The 16,321-nt window shown below is 70.4% G+C and carries 14 protein-coding genes; 9 read left to right on the forward strand and 5 right to left on the reverse strand.

The features are described from left to right. Positions 1-126: 126 nt before the first annotated feature. Positions 127-2,922, reverse strand: a complete 2,796-nt coding sequence (locus TSO221_RS06660; protein ID WP_109117700.1) for an ATP-dependent DNA helicase — start codon at positions 2,920-2,922, stop codon at positions 127-129. A 121-nt stretch (positions 2,923-3,043) separates the two neighbouring features. On the opposite strand from TSO221_RS06660, the gene mtgA reads away from it, so the two are divergent. Beyond that, entirely contained in the window at positions 3,044-3,712 is a 669-nt protein-coding gene (mtgA, locus tag TSO221_RS06665; protein WP_109117750.1) for a monofunctional biosynthetic peptidoglycan transglycosylase, read from the forward strand. Between the two features lie 146 nt (positions 3,713-3,858). Here mtgA and TSO221_RS06670 read toward each other — a convergent pair whose 3' ends face one another. The 3 genes from TSO221_RS06670 to TSO221_RS06680 all read right to left on the reverse strand — a co-directional run bounded on the left by TSO221_RS06670 (position 3,859) and on the right by TSO221_RS06680 (position 6,305). Further along, on the reverse strand, positions 3,859-5,673 hold the full coding sequence (locus tag TSO221_RS06670; RefSeq protein WP_109117701.1) for a right-handed parallel beta-helix repeat-containing protein: 1,815 nt from the start codon (positions 5,671-5,673) through the stop codon (positions 3,859-3,861). Between the two features lie 120 nt (positions 5,674-5,793). Then, on the reverse strand, positions 5,794-5,985 hold the full coding sequence (locus TSO221_RS06675) for a hypothetical protein (RefSeq protein WP_158284013.1): 192 nt from the start codon (positions 5,983-5,985) through the stop codon (positions 5,794-5,796). Continuing rightward, complete coding sequence (locus TSO221_RS06680) at positions 5,982-6,305, reverse strand: multidrug efflux SMR transporter (protein WP_109117703.1); 324 nt, start codon at positions 6,303-6,305, stop codon at positions 5,982-5,984. Before TSO221_RS06680 ends, TSO221_RS06675 begins: the two co-directional genes overlap by 4 nt. 123 nt (positions 6,306-6,428) lie before the next feature. On the opposite strand from TSO221_RS06680, the gene TSO221_RS06685 reads away from it, so the two are divergent. The 5 genes from TSO221_RS06685 to TSO221_RS06705 all read left to right on the forward strand — a co-directional run bounded on the left by TSO221_RS06685 (position 6,429) and on the right by TSO221_RS06705 (position 12,247). After that, entirely contained in the window at positions 6,429-7,994 is a 1,566-nt protein-coding gene (locus TSO221_RS06685) for a lysine--tRNA ligase (RefSeq protein WP_109117704.1), read from the forward strand. 243 nt (positions 7,995-8,237) lie between these two features. Next, on the forward strand, positions 8,238-8,765 hold the full coding sequence (locus tag TSO221_RS06690) for a DUF2867 domain-containing protein (RefSeq protein WP_109117705.1): 528 nt from the start codon (positions 8,238-8,240) through the stop codon (positions 8,763-8,765). A gap of 117 nt (positions 8,766-8,882) precedes the next feature. Beyond that, complete coding sequence (locus TSO221_RS06695; protein ID WP_109117706.1) at positions 8,883-9,824, forward strand: hypothetical protein; 942 nt, start codon at positions 8,883-8,885, stop codon at positions 9,822-9,824. Between the two features lie 118 nt (positions 9,825-9,942). Further along, positions 9,943-11,133 carry a DUF2336 domain-containing protein gene (locus TSO221_RS06700; protein WP_109117707.1) on the forward strand — a complete coding sequence of 397 codons (1,191 nt, stop codon included), beginning with the start codon at positions 9,943-9,945 and terminating at the stop codon, positions 11,131-11,133. A 67-nt stretch (positions 11,134-11,200) separates the two neighbouring features. Further along, positions 11,201-12,247 carry a phytanoyl-CoA dioxygenase family protein gene (locus TSO221_RS06705; protein ID WP_109117708.1) on the forward strand — a complete coding sequence of 349 codons (1,047 nt, stop codon included), beginning with the start codon at positions 11,201-11,203 and terminating at the stop codon, positions 12,245-12,247. Positions 12,248-12,284: 37 nt separating this feature from the next. Here the strand turns inward: TSO221_RS06705 and TSO221_RS06710 are convergent, their stop codons facing one another. Then, a complete protein-coding gene (locus TSO221_RS06710; RefSeq protein ID WP_158284014.1) occupies positions 12,285-12,734 on the reverse strand; it encodes a hypothetical protein in 450 nt (149 codons plus the stop codon). A 237-nt stretch (positions 12,735-12,971) separates the two neighbouring features. Between TSO221_RS06710 and mdh the strand changes: the two genes are divergently transcribed. The 3 genes from mdh (at position 12,972) to sucD (ending at position 16,213) form a co-directional block, all read left to right on the forward strand. Further along, entirely contained in the window at positions 12,972-13,940 is a 969-nt protein-coding gene (mdh, locus tag TSO221_RS06715; protein ID WP_109117710.1) for a malate dehydrogenase, read from the forward strand. 199 nt (positions 13,941-14,139) lie between these two features. Next, complete coding sequence (sucC, locus tag TSO221_RS06720) at positions 14,140-15,336, forward strand: ADP-forming succinate--CoA ligase subunit beta (RefSeq protein ID WP_109117711.1); 1,197 nt, start codon at positions 14,140-14,142, stop codon at positions 15,334-15,336. 1 nt (position 15,337) lies between these two features. Next, on the forward strand, positions 15,338-16,213 hold the full coding sequence (gene sucD, locus TSO221_RS06725; protein WP_109117712.1) for a succinate--CoA ligase subunit alpha: 876 nt from the start codon (positions 15,338-15,340) through the stop codon (positions 16,211-16,213). The last annotated feature ends 108 nt before the right edge of the window (positions 16,214-16,321 follow it).

Genomic DNA, 16,321 nt, shown 5'->3' on the forward strand with positions numbered 1-16,321 from the left:
GGCGTGGAGCCGGTGCCGTAGGCAACGAGCGCCGAAGGCGATCGTAGGCGGAGCGCGGTCGCCCGACTTGCGGGCGACCGGTGGTTGGGTGGGGGCAACGGCTTCGAGGGAACAACTGGCCCCCTCCTAACCTCCCCCAGCGGGGCTGGGGGAGGGACCGGGGTCTTCTCCCAAAAACTCCCGCGTGATCGCCACCGCGTCCTTCAGCCCGACGCGCTGCACCTCGACGCCCTCCGGGAACGCGCCGAACAGCCGCGACGGCATCATCGGGTCGAGCAGCACGAACACGCCGACGTCGTCGGCCCGGCGCACCAGCCGGCCGAACGCCTGCTTCAGGCGCAGGCGCGTCAGCATGTCCTCGTAGCGGCGCCGGCCGAACGCCTCGCGGCGTGCCCGGTGCAGGATGTCCGGCCGCGGCCAGGGCACGCGGTCGAAGACGATCAGGCGCAACGACCGCCCCGGCACGTCCACGCCGTCACGCACCGCGTCGGTGCCGAGCAGGCAGGCGTGCTCCTCGCCGCGGAAGATGTCGATAAGCGTGGAGACGTCGAGCGGATCGACGTGCTGGGCGTAGAGCGGCAGGCCGGCACGGTCCAGCGGCTCGGCCAGCTTCTCGTGCACCGCGCGCAGGCGGCTGATCGCAGTGAACAGCCCGAGGCCGCCGCCCTTGGCGGCCAGGAACAGCTCGCGGTAGGCCGCCGCCACCTGCCCCAGATCGTCCTTGCGCACGTCGGTGACCACCAGCACGCGGGTCTGCGCCTTGTAGTCGAAGGGCGAGGGCACCTGCGCCCGCACCGCCGGCCGCGGCAGGTGCAGCGCCCCGGTGCGCGCCTCCGCCGCCTCCCAGTCGAGCGCCGTGTCGCCGGTGCCGTCGGTCAGCGTCGCCGAGGTGACCACCATGCCGTGCGCCTGGGCGCTGACCGCCTCGACGAAGGGGATGGTCGGGTCCACCCAGTGGCGGTACAGGCCGACATCGACGTCGCGCCCCTCCTGCCGCTCCACCGCGAACCAGTCGACGAACTGCGGCGGCGTCGCCTCCTTCAGCGAGGCCAGCATGGCCCGCCACGCCTCCACCGTCAGCGTGCCGCGGCGGTGCAGGCTCCTGGACATCGCGTCGATGCGCCGGCGCTGATCGGCGTCCAGCTCCGCGGCCTCGTCGTCCAGCCGGCTGGCGAGGCGCTGCGACAGCGCCTCCAGCGGCTTCGACAGCTCGCCCAGCGCGGCGCGCAGCTCGTCGGCGGCCTCCGTCAGGCCGTCCACCGGGTAGGCGGTGTCGGCCTCCAGGCTGTACGGCCCGGCGGCGCCGTCGGTGCGGGCGTAGACCTGCTGGCGGGCCAGCAGCAGGAAGCGCTCGGTCGGGCCGTTCGGGTTGTCGGCGGACAGCCGCGCCGCCCAGCCGTCGCCCGGCAGGCGGAACGCCGCCATCAGCACGGCGTCGAGCTGCTCCTGCGCCTTGTCGTCGCCGGCCACGAGGTCCTCCAGCCGGCGCTTCAGCCCGCGCGCCCGGCCGCGGCTCTCCTCGGCGCCGAGCAGCCAGCGGCGCAGCTCCTGCGCCTCGCGCCCGGTGAGATGGCCGGCGAAGGCATTGTCGGCGGCGTCGAAGACGTGGTGGCCCTCGTCGAAGACGTAGCGGGTCGGCAGGCCGATGTCGTCGCCGCCGCCCAGCGCCGCCTGCACCATCACCAGCGCGTGGTTGGCGATCACCACGTCGGCGCGGCGCGCACGGCGCACGCTCTTTTCGATGAAGCACTTGGCGTAGTGGTCGCAGGCGGAATAGACGCACTCGCCGCGCCGGTCGGCCAGCGTCATGGTGCGCGCTCGCCCCAGCAGATCGACCAGCCAGCCCGGGAAGTCGCCGCCGTTGAGGTCGCCGTCGCGCGTCGCCGCCGCCCAGCGCGCCATCAGCCCGACCGCCACCGCATTGTGAGGCTGCGTCGGCAGGCCGCGCACCGCGTCCTCCAGGTTCAGCAGGCACAGGTAGTTCTCGCGCCCCTTGCGCACCACGACCTTGCGCGCCTTGGTGGCGGGGTCGTCGAACAGGCGGTCCAGCTCGCCGTCGATCTGGTGCTGGAGGTTGCGGGTGTAGGTGGAGATCCACACCGTGCCGCGGTTCTTCTCCGCCCACACCGTGGACGGGGCGAGGTAGCCCAGCGTCTTGCCGACGCCGGTGCCGGCCTCGGCCAGCACGAGGTTCGGCGTGTCCGGCGCCGGGCGCGGCGCGAAGGCGCCGGACACCGCGCTGGCGTAGTCGGCCTGCTGCGGCCGCGGCTCGGCCACCTTGCCGGCGACCTGGGCGGAGAGCATCTCGGCCAGCCGGCGGCGCGCCTCCTCCGGCTCGACGGGATGATGGGCGGGCGGCGGCGGGGGTGCTTCCTGGTCGACCTCCTTCAGCCGGGTCCAGATGCGGAAGCCGTGCAGGGCGCGCCCGCGCTCCGGCCCGTTCGGCGCGCCCAGCGCACCCAGCACCATCGGTGCCCACGGCCAGCCGGCGCGGCCCATCTCCCAGGCGATGGCGACGGGGTCGGACGCCTCCGAGCGGGCCGGGGCGGCGATGATCTTCAGCAGCAGCCACGCGGCGCGCTGCAGCGCCACCGCTTCCGCCTCCAGCCCCTCGGGCCGGGGCAGCTGCAGCGCCTCGGCCAGCCCGCGCGGGGTGGGCACGCAGAAGGCGGCCGGCTTGACGAAGGCGAACAGCTCCAGCACGTCCAGCATCGGGAACGGATCGGCGCCCAGCCGCCGCGCCACCGTGCGGGCGTGGCAGACCACCGGCGTCTCGCGCCGCGCCCGCTTGGCGGCGGCGGCGGGGCTGAGGGTCTCCACCTCGCCGTCGGCACTCATCCACACGACCTGCCGCGCCCCGGCGACGATGACCGGCGCGGTGTCGAGCGACAGGGGATGGGAGGTCGGGTGGGACGTGTGCATGCGGCGTGCAGTATAAGGGGCCGGCAGCGCCGGTACGAGCACCCGCGTTGCGCCTTCTTATAGGTATTTTTTCGGCCGACACGATGGAATTCGCGGTCCCTACCCCGTTCGGACGGTCTTGGTGCGCCGGCTGATCCGCGTCCTGGTCGCGCTGGCGCTGGGTCTGGCGGCGCTGAGCGTCGGCTGGGTGCTGCTGTACCGGGTGGCGCCGGTACCGGCGACGCCGCTGATGCTGATCCGCGCCGCCGACGGGTCGGCGATGCGGCACGACTGGGTGCCGCTGGCGCGCATCGCGCCGGTGCTGGCGCGGGCGGTGATCGCGTCCGAGGACACCAAGTTCTGCGGCCACGGCGGCTTCGACTGGGCAGCCATCGAGGACGCGTTCGAGGACAACGAGGAAGGCCGCCGCCTCAAGGGCGGCTCGACGATCAGCCAGCAGACCGCGAAGAACGCCTTCCTCTGGCCCGACCGCACCTGGACCCGCAAGGGGCTGGAGACCGGCTTCACCCTGCTGATCGAGGCGCTGTGGCCGAAGCGCCGGATCATGGAGGTCTATCTCAACATCGTCGAGTGGGCCGATGGCGTGTACGGCGCCGAGGCCGCCGCGCGGCACCACTTCGGCAAGCCGACCTCGTCCTTGACGCGCCGGGAGGCCGCGGTGCTGGCGGTGCTGCTGCCCAGCCCGCGCAACTGGACGCCCGCCACGCCCTACGTGCAGCGGCGGGCGGGAGTCATCGAGCGGCGGATGGCGGTGGTGGAACGGGAACGTCTGGACGACTGCGTGCGGTAAAGGGCGAACGGTGCCCTCCCCCTGCTCCGCAGGGGGAGGGTTGGGTGGGGGCAGCGGCTCCACGGGAAAGCCGTAGCCCCCACCCTCCCCGCTTCGCGGGTCCCCTCCCTCCCCCTGCGAAGCAGGGGGAGGGCCTCACAAGCCGCTCACCAGAAGTGCGTCAGCTCCGCCCCCGCGGCGAAGCCGCCGGCCCCTGCCGCGGCCCAGTCCGCGTCGTGGGTGCCGTCGCCGGCCGCCGTCACCACCACGTGGTCGGCGACCACGTCGGCCGCACCCTTGGCCGGCGCGTTGTGCACGGTGTTGTGGTCCAGCGTCAGCGTGCCGGCGGTCAGCAGGGTCGCGTAGTGGTCCATCGGCTGCGCGCCCTCGATGACGTTGCCGGTGACCACGTTGTCGGCCGGCCGGCCGAGGTCGCCGGCCTTCGGCACCCACTCGACGCGGATGAAGGAGTCGCTTGGGTTGTCGATCACCCCGGCGTTGTTGGTCACCGCGTTGTCGTGGCCGCCGTGCACGTAGATGTTGGCCCACGAGGTGCCGGTCACCCGGTTGCCGTCCACCGTCACGCCGCTGGTCAGGTCGTCCAGCGAGATGCCCCAGCCCTTGTGGTCGGTCAGCCACTCGCCGGAACCGCGCGCGGTGGCCAGCCCGCCGCTGTCCTCCACCACGTTGCCGCGGATCACCGAATGGGTGTCGTGCCCGGAGCGTCCCAGCATCTCGATGCCGCCGCCGTCGGCGGTCTCCTGTCCGGCGTGGCGGACGCGGTTGCCTTCCACGAGGTTGTCCTCGTTCAGCTGGCCGTCGCCCCACTCCTTCAGCGAGATGCCGTAGCGGGCGGTGTCGCTGATGTCGTTGTGGCTGATGGTGAGGTGGCTGCTGCCCACCGAGGTAATGCCGCCGCCACCCTTCACCAGGGTGCCAACGTGCTCGATCACGTTGGCGTAGACGCGGTTGCCGTCGGAGGCCTGCTCCAGGGTGATGCCGCTGTCGGCGAGGTCGTGCAGCGTGTTGCCGGCGATGCGGTTGCCGGTCGAGGCGTACGCCGCCACGCCGGTGCCGACGTTGCTGAACGTGTTGCCGCCCAGCTCGTTGCTGTGCCCGCCCGACAGCACCACCGCGGCGCCGTCCCAGCGGCCGTCGGTGAAGGTCAGCCCGCTCAGCGTCACGTCGTGGGTCTTGTTCAGCGTCACCAGCGTGCCCAGGCGCGGCACCACCACGCCCTGTTCCTCGAAGTGCGCCGCATCCTGCGGCTTGAGCACCAGACGGTGGTCGGACTCGCGCCAGGCGAAATCCCCCGCATCGCGGATCAGCGCCGGGTCGTTGAGCAGCCGGTAGGTGCCGCCGGCGCGCAGGTCGTACTGCGACTCCTGCCCCAGCGCGATGGTGTGGGCGCCGCGGTCGATGGCGGTGACGTCGGCGATGCGGTCGGACAGGCGCTCGTAGTCCAGCGCCTGCACCTTCAGGCCGTCGTGCGCGACGATGCCCTCCGGCACCGTGCCGCGGGCGGTGAAGACACCCTTGGCGGCGCCCCCCGGCGCGTCGCCGATCACCTGCCAGCCGGAGGTGGCGGGATTGGCCGGATCGCGCACGCCGGTCTGCGCCACGTGCTGGCGCACGCCGCCGACGGTCAGGTCGAGGTCGCTGCGCTGGGCGAGTTCGGCGGAGTACAGGCCGTTGCCCTCGTCGCGGAAGCCGTGCACCACCTCGCCGCCGCTGATCACCGGCTTTTCGCCCTGATAGGCGGTGAAGGTGTGGCCGGCGTCGCGGGCGTCCAGCTCCAGCGTCTGCGTCAAATGGTAGGTGCCGCCGCGGACGTAGGTGGTGTCCGCCTCCCCGGCGCGCATGGCGTCACGCGCCGCGGCAAGGCTGGCGAGCGGCCCGTCCGTCCCCTCGGCGTTGGGCGCGGCCAGCTTGCCCGACCACGTGTCCTTGCCTTGGGTCGAAACGTAAAGGGCGGTCGTCATGGATCGCTTGCCTCCGTGCTGTGTGCCCGGGGAGGAAGCGCCCGTTATGGTTAACGTAAACTTACCTCACACTCTTGCCACGCTTATCGCGAATTTTAGGGAAATCGGGAACGCCGGCCGTCATTCCCCGCCGTCGCCACCGTCGCCATCACCACAGTCGCCGCCGTCCGGACCACCCTCCGGCCCGCCGATCGGGGGAACCGCCACCCCGGCGTCGGCCGTGCCCTCGGGCTCGCCCGTCCGACGTCGCTTGGACAGCAGGATCATCACCGCGCCGACGATCACCCCCAGGACGATCCAGCCCATGCTCACGCCCCCGGTCCGGCGAGCCGCAGGCTGACCACCCCGGCGACGATCAGCGCGAGGCCCAGCAGCTTCATCGTCCCGACGCCCTCGCCGAACACCAGGATGCCGATGGCGGCGATGGCCATGGTGCCGACCGCCGACCACACCGCGTAGGCCACCCCCACCTCCAGGCTACGCAGAGCCCAGGCCAGCAGCGTGAACGACACGCTGTAGCACAGCACCACGGCCAGCGCCGGCCACAGCCGCGTCATCCCGTCCGACAGCTTCATGGCGGTGGTGCCGGCGATCTCGAAGCCGATGGCGACCGACAGATAGACCCAACCCATGGAGGTGCTTCCCCGGCTGCGGCGATGCCGAGAGGGTGGCAAGGCTCGGCCGTTGACGCAACCCCGCTTCCGCCCTAGGGTCCGCCTTCCCCTTTACGGAAGTGTGGCGAAGGAACTCGGGCTATGACGGGCGAGCGGGAACTGGCGTTGCAGGCGAAGGCGTGGCCGTTCGAGGAAGCGCGCAAGCTGGTGGCGCGCTTCGCCAAAGCGCCGCCCGCCAAGGGCTACGTCCTGTTCGAGACCGGCTACGGCCCGTCGGGCCTGCCGCACATCGGCACCTTCGGCGAGGTGGCGCGCACCACCATGGTGCGCCAGGCGTTCCAGCGCATGTCGGACCTGCCGACCAAGCTGTTCGCCTTCTCCGACGACATGGACGGCCTGCGCAAGGTGCCCGACAACATCCCCAACAAGGAGATGGTGGCCCAGCACCTCGGCAAGCCGCTGACCCAGGTGCCCGACCCGTTCGGCACGCACGACAGCTTCGGCGCGCACAACAACGCGCGGCTGCGCGCCTTCCTCGACCAGTTCGGCTTCGACTACGACTTCCAGTCCTCCACGGAATGGTACAAGTCCGGCCGCTTCGACGACGCGCTGCTGAAGGTCCTGGCCAACTACGACGAGATCATGGCGGTGATGCTGCCGACGCTCGGCGAGGAGCGGCAGCAGACCTACAGCCCGTTCCTTCCCGTCTCGCCGTCCACCGGCCGCGTCCTGCAGGTCCCGGTGCTGGAGCGCGACGTGGACGCCGGCACCATCGTCTTCGAGGACGAGGACGGGAAGAAGGTCGAGGTCCCGGTCACCGGCGGCCACGTCAAGCTGCAGTGGAAGCCCGACTGGGGCATGCGCTGGTACGCGCTGGGCGTGGATTACGAGATGGCCGGCAAGGACCTGATCCCCTCGGTCGAGCTGGCCGGCAAGATCGCGAAGATCCTCGGCGGCACGCCGCCGGAGGGCTTCAACTATGAACTCTTCCTGGACGACCGGGGGCAGAAGATCTCCAAGTCCAAGGGCAACGGCCTGACCATCGAGGAGTGGCTGACCTACGCCCCGCCGGAGAGCCTGTCGCTCTACATGTTCCAGAAGCCGAAGACGGCCAAGCGCCTGTACTTCGACGTCATCCCGCGCGCGGTGGACGAGTACGTCGCCTTCGCCGCCAAGCTGCCGCAGGAGGACCCGGCGAAGCAGCTGGAGAACCCGGCCTGGCACATCCACGACGGCAAGCCGCCGGCGGTCCGCTCCGACCTCAGCTTCGGCCTGTTGCTGAACCTGGCCGGCGTCGCCAACGCCGAGACCAAGGACGTGATGTGGGGCTTCATCAGCCGCTACGCCCCCGGCGTGTCGGCGGAGAGCAACCCGCTGCTCGACCGCATGGCCGGCTACGCGGTGCGCTACTACCAGGACTTCGTGAAGCCGACCAAGCAGTACCGCGCCCCCACCGACGCCGAGCGCGTGGCGCTGGATGACCTGCTGAACCGCCTGACCATCCTGGCCGCCGACGCCAAGGCCGAGACCATCCAGAACGAGGTGTTCGAGGTGGGCAAGGCGCACGGCTTCACCGAGCTGCGCGCGTGGTTCCAGGCGCTCTACGAGGTGCTGCTGGGCCAGACCACGGGGCCGCGCATGGGCTCGTTCATCGAGCTGTACGGCATCGAGGAGACCAAGGCGCTGATCCGCGGGAAGCTGGGCTGACGGAACACACCTTGGGCGGAGCCATGCGCGTTGTGCAGCGCACACATACGCACTTGGTACTACCACTTTGCGGCATACCCGGGTAGGTTCCGCACGACTACGGCACTCGTGCCGTGCGTTTCCTCCCTAGACTTCGGGCCGCCGTCGCTTGACGGCGGCCTTTTTTCTTGGGCGCGAGGCGCTTGACAGCGCGAGCGCGGCTGCCGACCGTGGGCGGAGATCCATTCCACGGAGAGTGTTCCGATGCCCCGCGTCGAACCTTCGGAGATCCCGGCACACGCCGCCATCCGCCGGCACCTCGCGGGAGCCGACTTCCACGACGCCTACCGCTTCCCCGTGTCCGATCCCGGCCTGTCGGCGCTGGACATCTTCCGGTGCACCATGAACCGCCCCCCGGCCTGGATCGACCGGTTGATGTGGCTGCGGAACAAGCTGGTCCGTCTGGCGGGCCTGAAGGACCTCGGCGCGCTGGCGGCCGTCACCCCGGAGAAGGCCGCGGCCGACTACCGGCCCGGCGACCGGCTGGGCATCTTCACGGTTCAGGACATCACCGAGCCCGAGATCATCGTGGGCGACCAGGACAGGCATCTCGACGTCTGGCTGTCGGTCTGCAAGCTTCCCGACGACGGCACCGGCCAGTGGGCGGTCATCACCACCGTGGTTCGGACGAAGAACGCTCTGGGCCGGTTCTACATGCTCGTGGTCAAGCCTTTCCACCGGGCCATCGCGCCCGCCATGCTGAAGGCGTACGTATCCCGCACCGCCGGCTGACTTTGGCCGGCTGATTTTTGGGCCGCGTTTCGGATCGCGAGTGACCGCCGTCACAGCCACGCCTCCGTCAATTGATAAAATGCGAGATAAATCCAATCATCTCGCATCCCGACGGCCATGAGCGACCACGACCTGCACCCCACGCGCCCCCGCGCGCTGTCCGAGGCCCCGGCGGCCGCGGCCCCGAACATGGGCATGGGCGTCCCGTCCTTCGTGCAGCATCACGGCATCGCCCGCGCGTTGGTGCAGACCTTCCAGGAAGCCATCGGCGCGCAGATCGCCCTGCGCGGCGCGCTGACCCAGGAGGAGTTCACCCGCGCCTTCGACCTGATGATGGACAACTGGCCGCGCACGCTGCCGCTGTTCGCGCGCACCTGCCGCGGCTGCCAGGACGGCCGCACCGACCCGGCCGAGTCCGTCACGCTGGAACTGCCGCCGGGGACCGAGGAGGGGCGGCGGCGCGACTTCGTCACGCGGCTGATGTACTCCTCCGTCACCCAGAAGGTGCCGGAGATCGCCGATCCCGTGACCGGCAACGTCTTCCCGCGCGTCATCGTGCCCGGCCTGCAGGCCAACCTCACCGCGCTGTTCTACGACAAGGAGTGGGAGGCGATGAACGCCGACGCCCGCTCGATCTTCCAGCTCACCCGCGCCGAACGCGAGGAGGAGGTGTGGCCCCGGGTGTCCCGCCACCCCACCCTGCCGGTGCTGACGCATGCGCTGTTCGTGCGCGTCATGCTGCGCTTCAAGCAGTTCCACTTCCAGCGCCAGAGCTTCATGCGCCGCATGACGACCGCCGTCAACGCCCGCACCTTCAGCTTCGCCGACGAGCATTTCGAGCTGATCTTCGAGGCGCTGTTCGGCCACCTGCGCGAGGAGATCCGCACCGAGCTGGGCCGCGCCCGCATGGACGTGCGCTACGGCGACGAGACCTCGGGCCACCTGCTGCGCATCTTCGACGCCTTCGACACGCTGCGCAAACAGCGCGCGGTGCCGGTGCGCACCATGGGCGGCGCCGTGAAACCGCCGGCCACCGTGGCGCTCGCCCGCCGGAGATAGGGAGCGGCGATAAAATGTATTTTAGCGAAATGCCGAATTAGCCACCCGTTAACCGAGGCGGCGTTCCGATGGATCAAACTGGTTCGCTCCTCGCCGCCTCAACCCGGGATCGAAAACCGTGACCGGCAAACCGCACCTCCTCCGGCCGCGCCCACCGGCCACCCACGACAGCCCCGGCCCCGCACAAGGCGTGGCGCCGGAGCAGCTCGACTACCTGTTCGACGAGCCCGCCGCGCCGGAACCGACGCCGGCCCGCGCGCTGGGCGCGCTGCTGGCGCAGTCCCGCCTGTCCGGCTGGGGCGACGAGGCGGTGCGGGCGGCGCTGGCGCGCCAGCTCTGCCGCCTGCTGCCCGACCTGCCGCCGGACGGCCGCGACACCGTCGCCAACGTGGCGTTGCGCGCGCTGGAGCAGCTGGCCCGCGACCACGTCACCTTCGTGCGCGCGGCGCTGGCGACAGCCATCAAGGACATCGCCTGCGCCCCGCCGCCGGTGGTGCAGAAGCTGGCGCGCGACGTCGAGCGCTCGGTGGCCGAACCGATCCTGCACTGCTGCGCCACGCTCACGGATTCCGACCTGCTGACGGTGATCGCGGCGCAGCCGGCGCCCTGGGCGCTGTCGGCCATCGCCGGCCGCGCCAGCGTCAGCGCTCCGGTCTCCACCGCCATCGTCGAGGCCGGCGACGCCGAGGCGACCGGCGTGCTGCTCGACAACACCGGCGCCATCATCCCCGAACCGGCGCTGGAGCGCGCCGTCGAGGACTCGACCCGCCACCGCGCGCTGCAATCCAAGCTGGCGGCCCGGCCGGCGCTGCCGCCGCGCCTCGCGCTGCGGCTGGCCGACTTCGTCGACCGCTCGGTGGTCGCGGTGCTGCGCTCGCGCCCCGACTTCGACGAGGCCACCGTCGCCGAGATCGCCGCCGCCGTCCGCCGCCGCGTCGAGTGGATCGAGCGCGCGCCCTCAGAGACGCCGGAGCGCCGCGCGCTGCGCCTGCACCGCACCGGCGCGCTGGGCGAGACCGCCATCGGCGACGCGCTGTCGTGGAACGAGACCGGCTTCGTGCGCGCCGCGCTGGCGCTGCGCGCCGGGGCGCCGGTGCAGGCGGTCGGGCTGGTGCTGGACTCCGGCAACCCGCGCGCCGTCACCGCGCTGGTCTGGCGCGCCGGCTTCTCGATGCGCTGCGCCATGCAGGTGCAGGCGCGCGCCGCGGGCATCGCGCCGCACGCCATGCTGAACGCCCGCCAGGGCACCGACTTCCCGCTGCCTCCGGCCGAAATGGCGCGCCAGCTTGAGCTGTACGGGTTGCAGTGACGCCTCCGCTGCGGCAAACAGGTGGTGTTCGTTCCCGCCACCACACCGCAATCCGGACACGGCCACCATGGCAAAGACCCTCAGCGCACCTCCCCTCGCCGACTTCACCGACGTCGGTGCACTGGGGGTCGTCGGCCTCAAGCGCATCTGGTCGCGGCTTCTCTCCGGCACCGTGCCCGAGGGCGACGAGGCGGTGCGCGAGTGGCGCACCGTCCACGTGCTGTGCAGCGGCCTGCAAGTCGGTCTGGAGGAGTTTTACCGCCATCTCGGCGGCGCCCGGCCCGGCTTTGCGGAGTTCGAGGACTGGATCGTCCGGCACAACGGCGGCGCCCTCGCCCCCGGGGCGGTGGAACGCGTCAACGCCGCGCTGACCGGCCAATCGCCGCCGCCCGCCGCCCGCGCCTTGGCCGGCGACATCGACGCCATGGAGCCGGTGCTCGACGCGGACGACCTCGCCCACTGGGAGGAGCACGGCTGGGTCGTCCTGCACGACTCGATCGGCCCCGAGGCCTGCCGGGCCACCGCGCAGGCGGTGTGGGACGAGCTGGGCAAGTCGCCGGACGACCCCGCCTCCTGGGAGGAATGGACCGACCGGCAGCAATGCGTGTTCACCCAGCTGTTCCGCCATCCGGCGCTCGACGCCAACCGGCGGTCGCGGCGCATCCACAAGGCGTTCGCCCAGCTCTGGGGAAGCGCCGACCTGTGGGTGAGCACCGACCGCGTCGGCTTCAACCCGCCGGTGACGCCCAACTGCGCCTTTCCCGGCCCTGGCATCCATTGGGACGTCAGCCTCGTCCGGCCGGTCCCCCTGGGCATCCAGGGCCTGATCTACCTGACCGACACCGCCGCGAACCAGGGGGCGTTCGCCGTGGTGCCGGGCATGCACCGCACGCTCGACGCCTGGATGGACTCGCTGCCGCCGGGCGTGTCGCCGCGCACGCACGCCGAGCGGCACCTGACGATGACGCCCATCGCGGGGCGGGCCGGCGACCTCATCCTGTGGCACCACGCGCTGGCGCACGGCCCCACGCCGAACCATGCCGACCGGCCGCGCCTCGTCCACTACCTCAGGATGTTCCCGGCCGACTTCCCCTGGACGCCGGCGTGGCTGTAGGGCGGGCCGGACAGGCGCCCGGCCCGCTCCACGCCGCTCAGCGCGTCCGCGGGGTCCGCCGGCTCGGCGTGTCGTAGCCGGGCAGCGGCTGCGTCGACGTCGCCGGGTCGGTCGGGCGGACCAGCACGTCGGTGTCGTCCAGCTTCGGCGGGGTGACGATCTCCTCGGAGCTGCCGGCGTTGAAGGCGATCACCCCCACCTCGCGCACGCTGGTGCAATCGCGCCGCGCACCGGCGGCGGTGTCGTCGGCCCACGGCGTGAAGGGCAGCCACGACAGCAGCCAGGGGCCCTTGCGCTCGCCCGGCTCCATCGCCGTGACCACGTAGTTCTGCAGCGGCCGGCACGCCGAGGCGACGGCCGCCGCCGGCGAGCCGGGCACCGCGGCCAGCGCCGCCTCGTAGTCCGGCACGGTCTGGGCCGACACCGGGCCCGCCAGGAACGCGACGGCGATCGCCAATGTCGCAGCGGGCGCAAAGCGCATCATCATGACCTCCCAAGGAGAAAATTCAGTCCTTTGATACGTGGGCAGGCGATCCATCAGCACGGTTTCACCGGATTCCTCGGACCGTTCCGGTTCCGTGCCTCCCGTCACGCTTGCCCTTCGAGTGGATTCGCGCTAGGAACCCGCCTCGAATTCTAAGGGCGCTGGATCCCTAAAGAAAGACCCATCCATTGGTTCGGTCCTCCGCTGAAGGGGGGACGCTTTAAGCGCAGGGAACGCTCCATGGCACGCAACAAGATCGCCCTCGTCGGCTCCGGCCAGATCGGCGGCACGCTGGCCCTCCTCGCCGGCCTCAAGGAACTGGGCGACATCGTCCTGTTCGACATCGCCGAGGACATGCCGGCCGGCAAGGCGCTCGACCTCGCCGAGACCGCCCCGGTCGAGGGCTTCAATGCCGCTCTCAGCGGCGGCAACGACTACTCGGTGATCAAGGACGCCGACGTCGTCATCGTCACCGCCGGCGTGCCGCGCAAGCCCGGCATGAGCCGTGACGATCTGATCGGCATCAACACCGGCGTCTGCCAGACGGTCGGCGAGGCCATCAAGAAGTACTGCCCGAACGCCTTCGTCATCGTCATCACCAACCCGCTGGACGTGATGGTGTGGGTGCTGCAGCAGGCCTCGGGTCTGCCCGCGCACAAGGTGGTCGGCATGGCCGGCGTGCTGGACTCGGCGCGTTTCCGCTACTTCCTGGCCGACGAGTTCAAGGTTTCGGTGGAAGACGTCACCGCCTTCGTGCTGGGCGGCCACGGCGACACCATGGTCCCGCTGGTGCGTTACTCGACCGTCGCCGGCATCCCGCTGCCGGACCTGATCAAGATGGGCTGGACCTCGCAGGAGAAGCTCGACCAGATCGTCCAGCGCACCCGTGACGGCGGCGCCGAGATCGTCAAGCTGCTGAAGACCGGCTCGGCCTTCTACGCCCCGGCCGCCTCCGCCATCCAGATGGCCGAGAGCTACCTCAAGGATCAGAAGCGCGTCCTGCCCTGCGCCGCGCAGCTGACCGGCCAGTACGGCGTCAACGACATGTACGTCGGCGTCCCGACGATCATCGGCGCCGGCGGCGTCGAGAAGATCATCGAGATCGAGCTGAACGCGGACGAGAAGAAGATGTTCGACCACTCGGTGGCTGCGGTGCAGACGCTGGTCGACGTCGTCAAGAAGCAGCAGGCTGAGAAGGCCGCCTCCTAAGAGGCGGCCTTTTTGCCAGCAGGCGGAAACACGCGCTGCACCGCGGGACGGACGGTTGAAGAGTCCGTCCCAGGTGCTACAGTAGCGGCGGTCAATCATCCGGAGCGCATACGCCTCCGGATGTATTGCCGAAACGCACGGCGCCTTTCCCGCGTCCGCCCATCATCGTCAGCCGACCTACAAAAAAGATGGACGCCCGATGAACATCCATGAGTACCAGGCTAAGGGCCTGTTGAAGAAGTACGGCGTCGCGGTTCCCCGCGGCGGCGTCGCCTACACCCCGCAGGAAGCCGAGACCGTCGCCCGCGAGCTGGGCGGCCCGGTCTGGGTCGTGAAGTCGCAGATCCACGCCGGTGGCCGCGGCGCCGGCCGCTTCAAGGGCAACGAGCAGGGCAAGGGCGGCGTCCGCGTCGTCAAGTCCGTCGAGGAGGTCGGCAAGAACGCCGGCGAGATGCTCGGCAAGGTGCTCGTCACCAAGCAGACCGGCCCCGAGGGCAAGGAAGTCAAGCGCATCTACGTCGAGGAAGGCGCCGACATCAAGCGCGAGCTGTACCTCGGCATGCTGGTCGACCGCGCCTCCGGCACGGTGACCATCATCGCCTCGACCGAGGGCGGCATGGAGATCGAGGAGGTCGCCCACGACCACCCCGAAAAGATCCTGAAGGTCGCCATCGACCCGGTCAGCGGCATCCAGGGCTACCACACCCGCAAGGTTGCCTTCGGCCTCGGCCTGGAAGGCAAGCAGGTCGGTGCCGCCGCCAAGTTCCTGACCGCCATGTACCAGGCGTTCGTGGAGCTGGACTGCTCGATCGTCGAGATCAACCCGCTGATCGTCACCGGTTCGGGCGAGATCCTGGCGCTCGACGCCAAGATGAACTTCGACGACAACGCGCTCTTCCGTCACAAGGACATCGAAGAGCTGCGCGACGAGTCGGAAGAGGACCCGGCGGAGATCGAGGCGGCGAAGCACAGCCTCAACTACGTCAAGCTCGACGGCTCGATCGGCTGCATGGTGAACGGCGCCGGCCTGGCGATGGCCACCATGGACATCATCAAGCTGTACGGCGGCGAGCCGGCCAACTTCCTGGACGTCGGCGGCGGCGCCACGCGTGAGCGCGTGACCGCGGCCTTCAAGCTGATCCTGTCGGATCCGAACGTCGAGGGCATCCTGGTCAACATCTTCGGCGGCATCATGCGCTGCGACGTCATCGCCGAGGGCGTCGTCGCCGCGGCCCGTGAGGTCCACCTGCACGTTCCGCTCGTCGTCCGCCTGGAAGGCACCAACGTCGAGCTGGGCAAGAAGATCCTGTCCGAGTCCGGCCTGCCGATCCTGTCGGCCGACAACCTCGCCGACGCCGCCGAGAAGGTGGTCAAGGCCGTGAAGGAGGCCAAGTAAGATGGCTGTTCTCGTTAATTCCGACACGAAGGTCATCTGCCAGGGCTTCACCGGCGCGCAGGGCACCTTCCACTCCGAGCAGGCGATCGCCTACGGCACCAAGATGGTCGGCGGCGTCACCCCGGGTAAGGGCGGCACCACCCACCTCGACCTGCCGGTGTTCGACACCGTCGCCGACGCCGTCGAGAAGACCGGCGCCAACGCGTCCGTGATCTACGTCCCGCCGCCCTTCGCGGCCGACGCGATCCTGGAGGCCATCGACGCCGAGATCCCGCTGGTGGTCTGCATCACCGAGGGCATCCCGGTGCTGGACATGGTGCGGGTGAAGCGCGCCCTGGCGAACTCCAAGACCCGCCTGATCGGTCCGAACTGCCCGGGCATCATCACCCCGGACGAGTGCAAGATCGGCATCATGCCGGGCCACATCCACAAGCGCGGCAAGATCGGCATCGTGTCGCGCTCGGGCACGCTGACCTACGAAGCCGTCGCGCAGACCACGGCGGCCGGCCTCGGCCAGACCACCTGCATCGGCATCGGCGGCGATCCGGTGAACGGCACCAACTTCATCGACTCCCTGGACCTGTTCATCAAGGATCCGGAGACCGAAGGCATCATCATGATCGGCGAGATCGGTGGTGACGCCGAGGTGAAGGGCGCGCAGTTCATCAAGGACTCGGGCACGAAGAAGCCGGTCGTCGGCTTCATCGCCGGCCGCACCGCGCCTCCGGGCCGCCGCATGGGCCACGCCGGCGCGGTCGTGTCGGGCGGCAACGACACCGCGGACTTCAAGATCGACTTCATGAAGTCGGTCGGCATCGCGGTGGCCGACAGCCCGGCGAGCCTCGGCTCGACCATGCTGAAGGTTATGAAGGGCTAAGGTGACGGCGGGGTATACGGACATGCCCCGACCGCACACCTCATCGGCCTGACTTGGGAGGCTCCTGGAACCCGGAAACGGGATCCAGGGGCCTTTCGGCCGCCGGTG

This window comes from Azospirillum sp. TSO22-1 (assembly GCF_003116015.1).
Taxonomy (GTDB): Bacteria; Pseudomonadota; Alphaproteobacteria; order Azospirillales; family Azospirillaceae; genus Azospirillum.

Coding starts and splice junctions, on each gene's coding strand:
- TSO221_RS06660 (WP_109117700.1), bottom strand. CDS start 2,922: ATGCACACGTCCCACCCGACCTCCCATCCCCTGTCGCTCGACACCGCG.
- TSO221_RS06670 (WP_109117701.1), bottom strand. CDS start 5,673: ATGACGACCGCCCTTTACGTTTCGACCCAAGGCAAGGACACGTGGTCG.
- TSO221_RS06680 (WP_109117703.1), bottom strand. CDS start 6,305: ATGGGTTGGGTCTATCTGTCGGTCGCCATCGGCTTCGAGATCGCCGGC.
- TSO221_RS06685 (WP_109117704.1), top strand. CDS start 6,429: ATGACGGGCGAGCGGGAACTGGCGTTGCAGGCGAAGGCGTGGCCGTTC.
- TSO221_RS06690 (WP_109117705.1), top strand. CDS start 8,238: ATGCCCCGCGTCGAACCTTCGGAGATCCCGGCACACGCCGCCATCCGC.
- TSO221_RS06695 (WP_109117706.1), top strand. CDS start 8,883: ATGAGCGACCACGACCTGCACCCCACGCGCCCCCGCGCGCTGTCCGAG.
- TSO221_RS06705 (WP_109117708.1), top strand. CDS start 11,201: ATGGCAAAGACCCTCAGCGCACCTCCCCTCGCCGACTTCACCGACGTC.
- TSO221_RS06710 (WP_158284014.1), bottom strand. CDS start 12,734: ATGATGATGCGCTTTGCGCCCGCTGCGACATTGGCGATCGCCGTCGCG.
- mdh (WP_109117710.1), top strand. CDS start 12,972: ATGGCACGCAACAAGATCGCCCTCGTCGGCTCCGGCCAGATCGGCGGC.
- sucC (WP_109117711.1), top strand. CDS start 14,140: ATGAACATCCATGAGTACCAGGCTAAGGGCCTGTTGAAGAAGTACGGC.
- sucD (WP_109117712.1), top strand. CDS start 15,338: ATGGCTGTTCTCGTTAATTCCGACACGAAGGTCATCTGCCAGGGCTTC.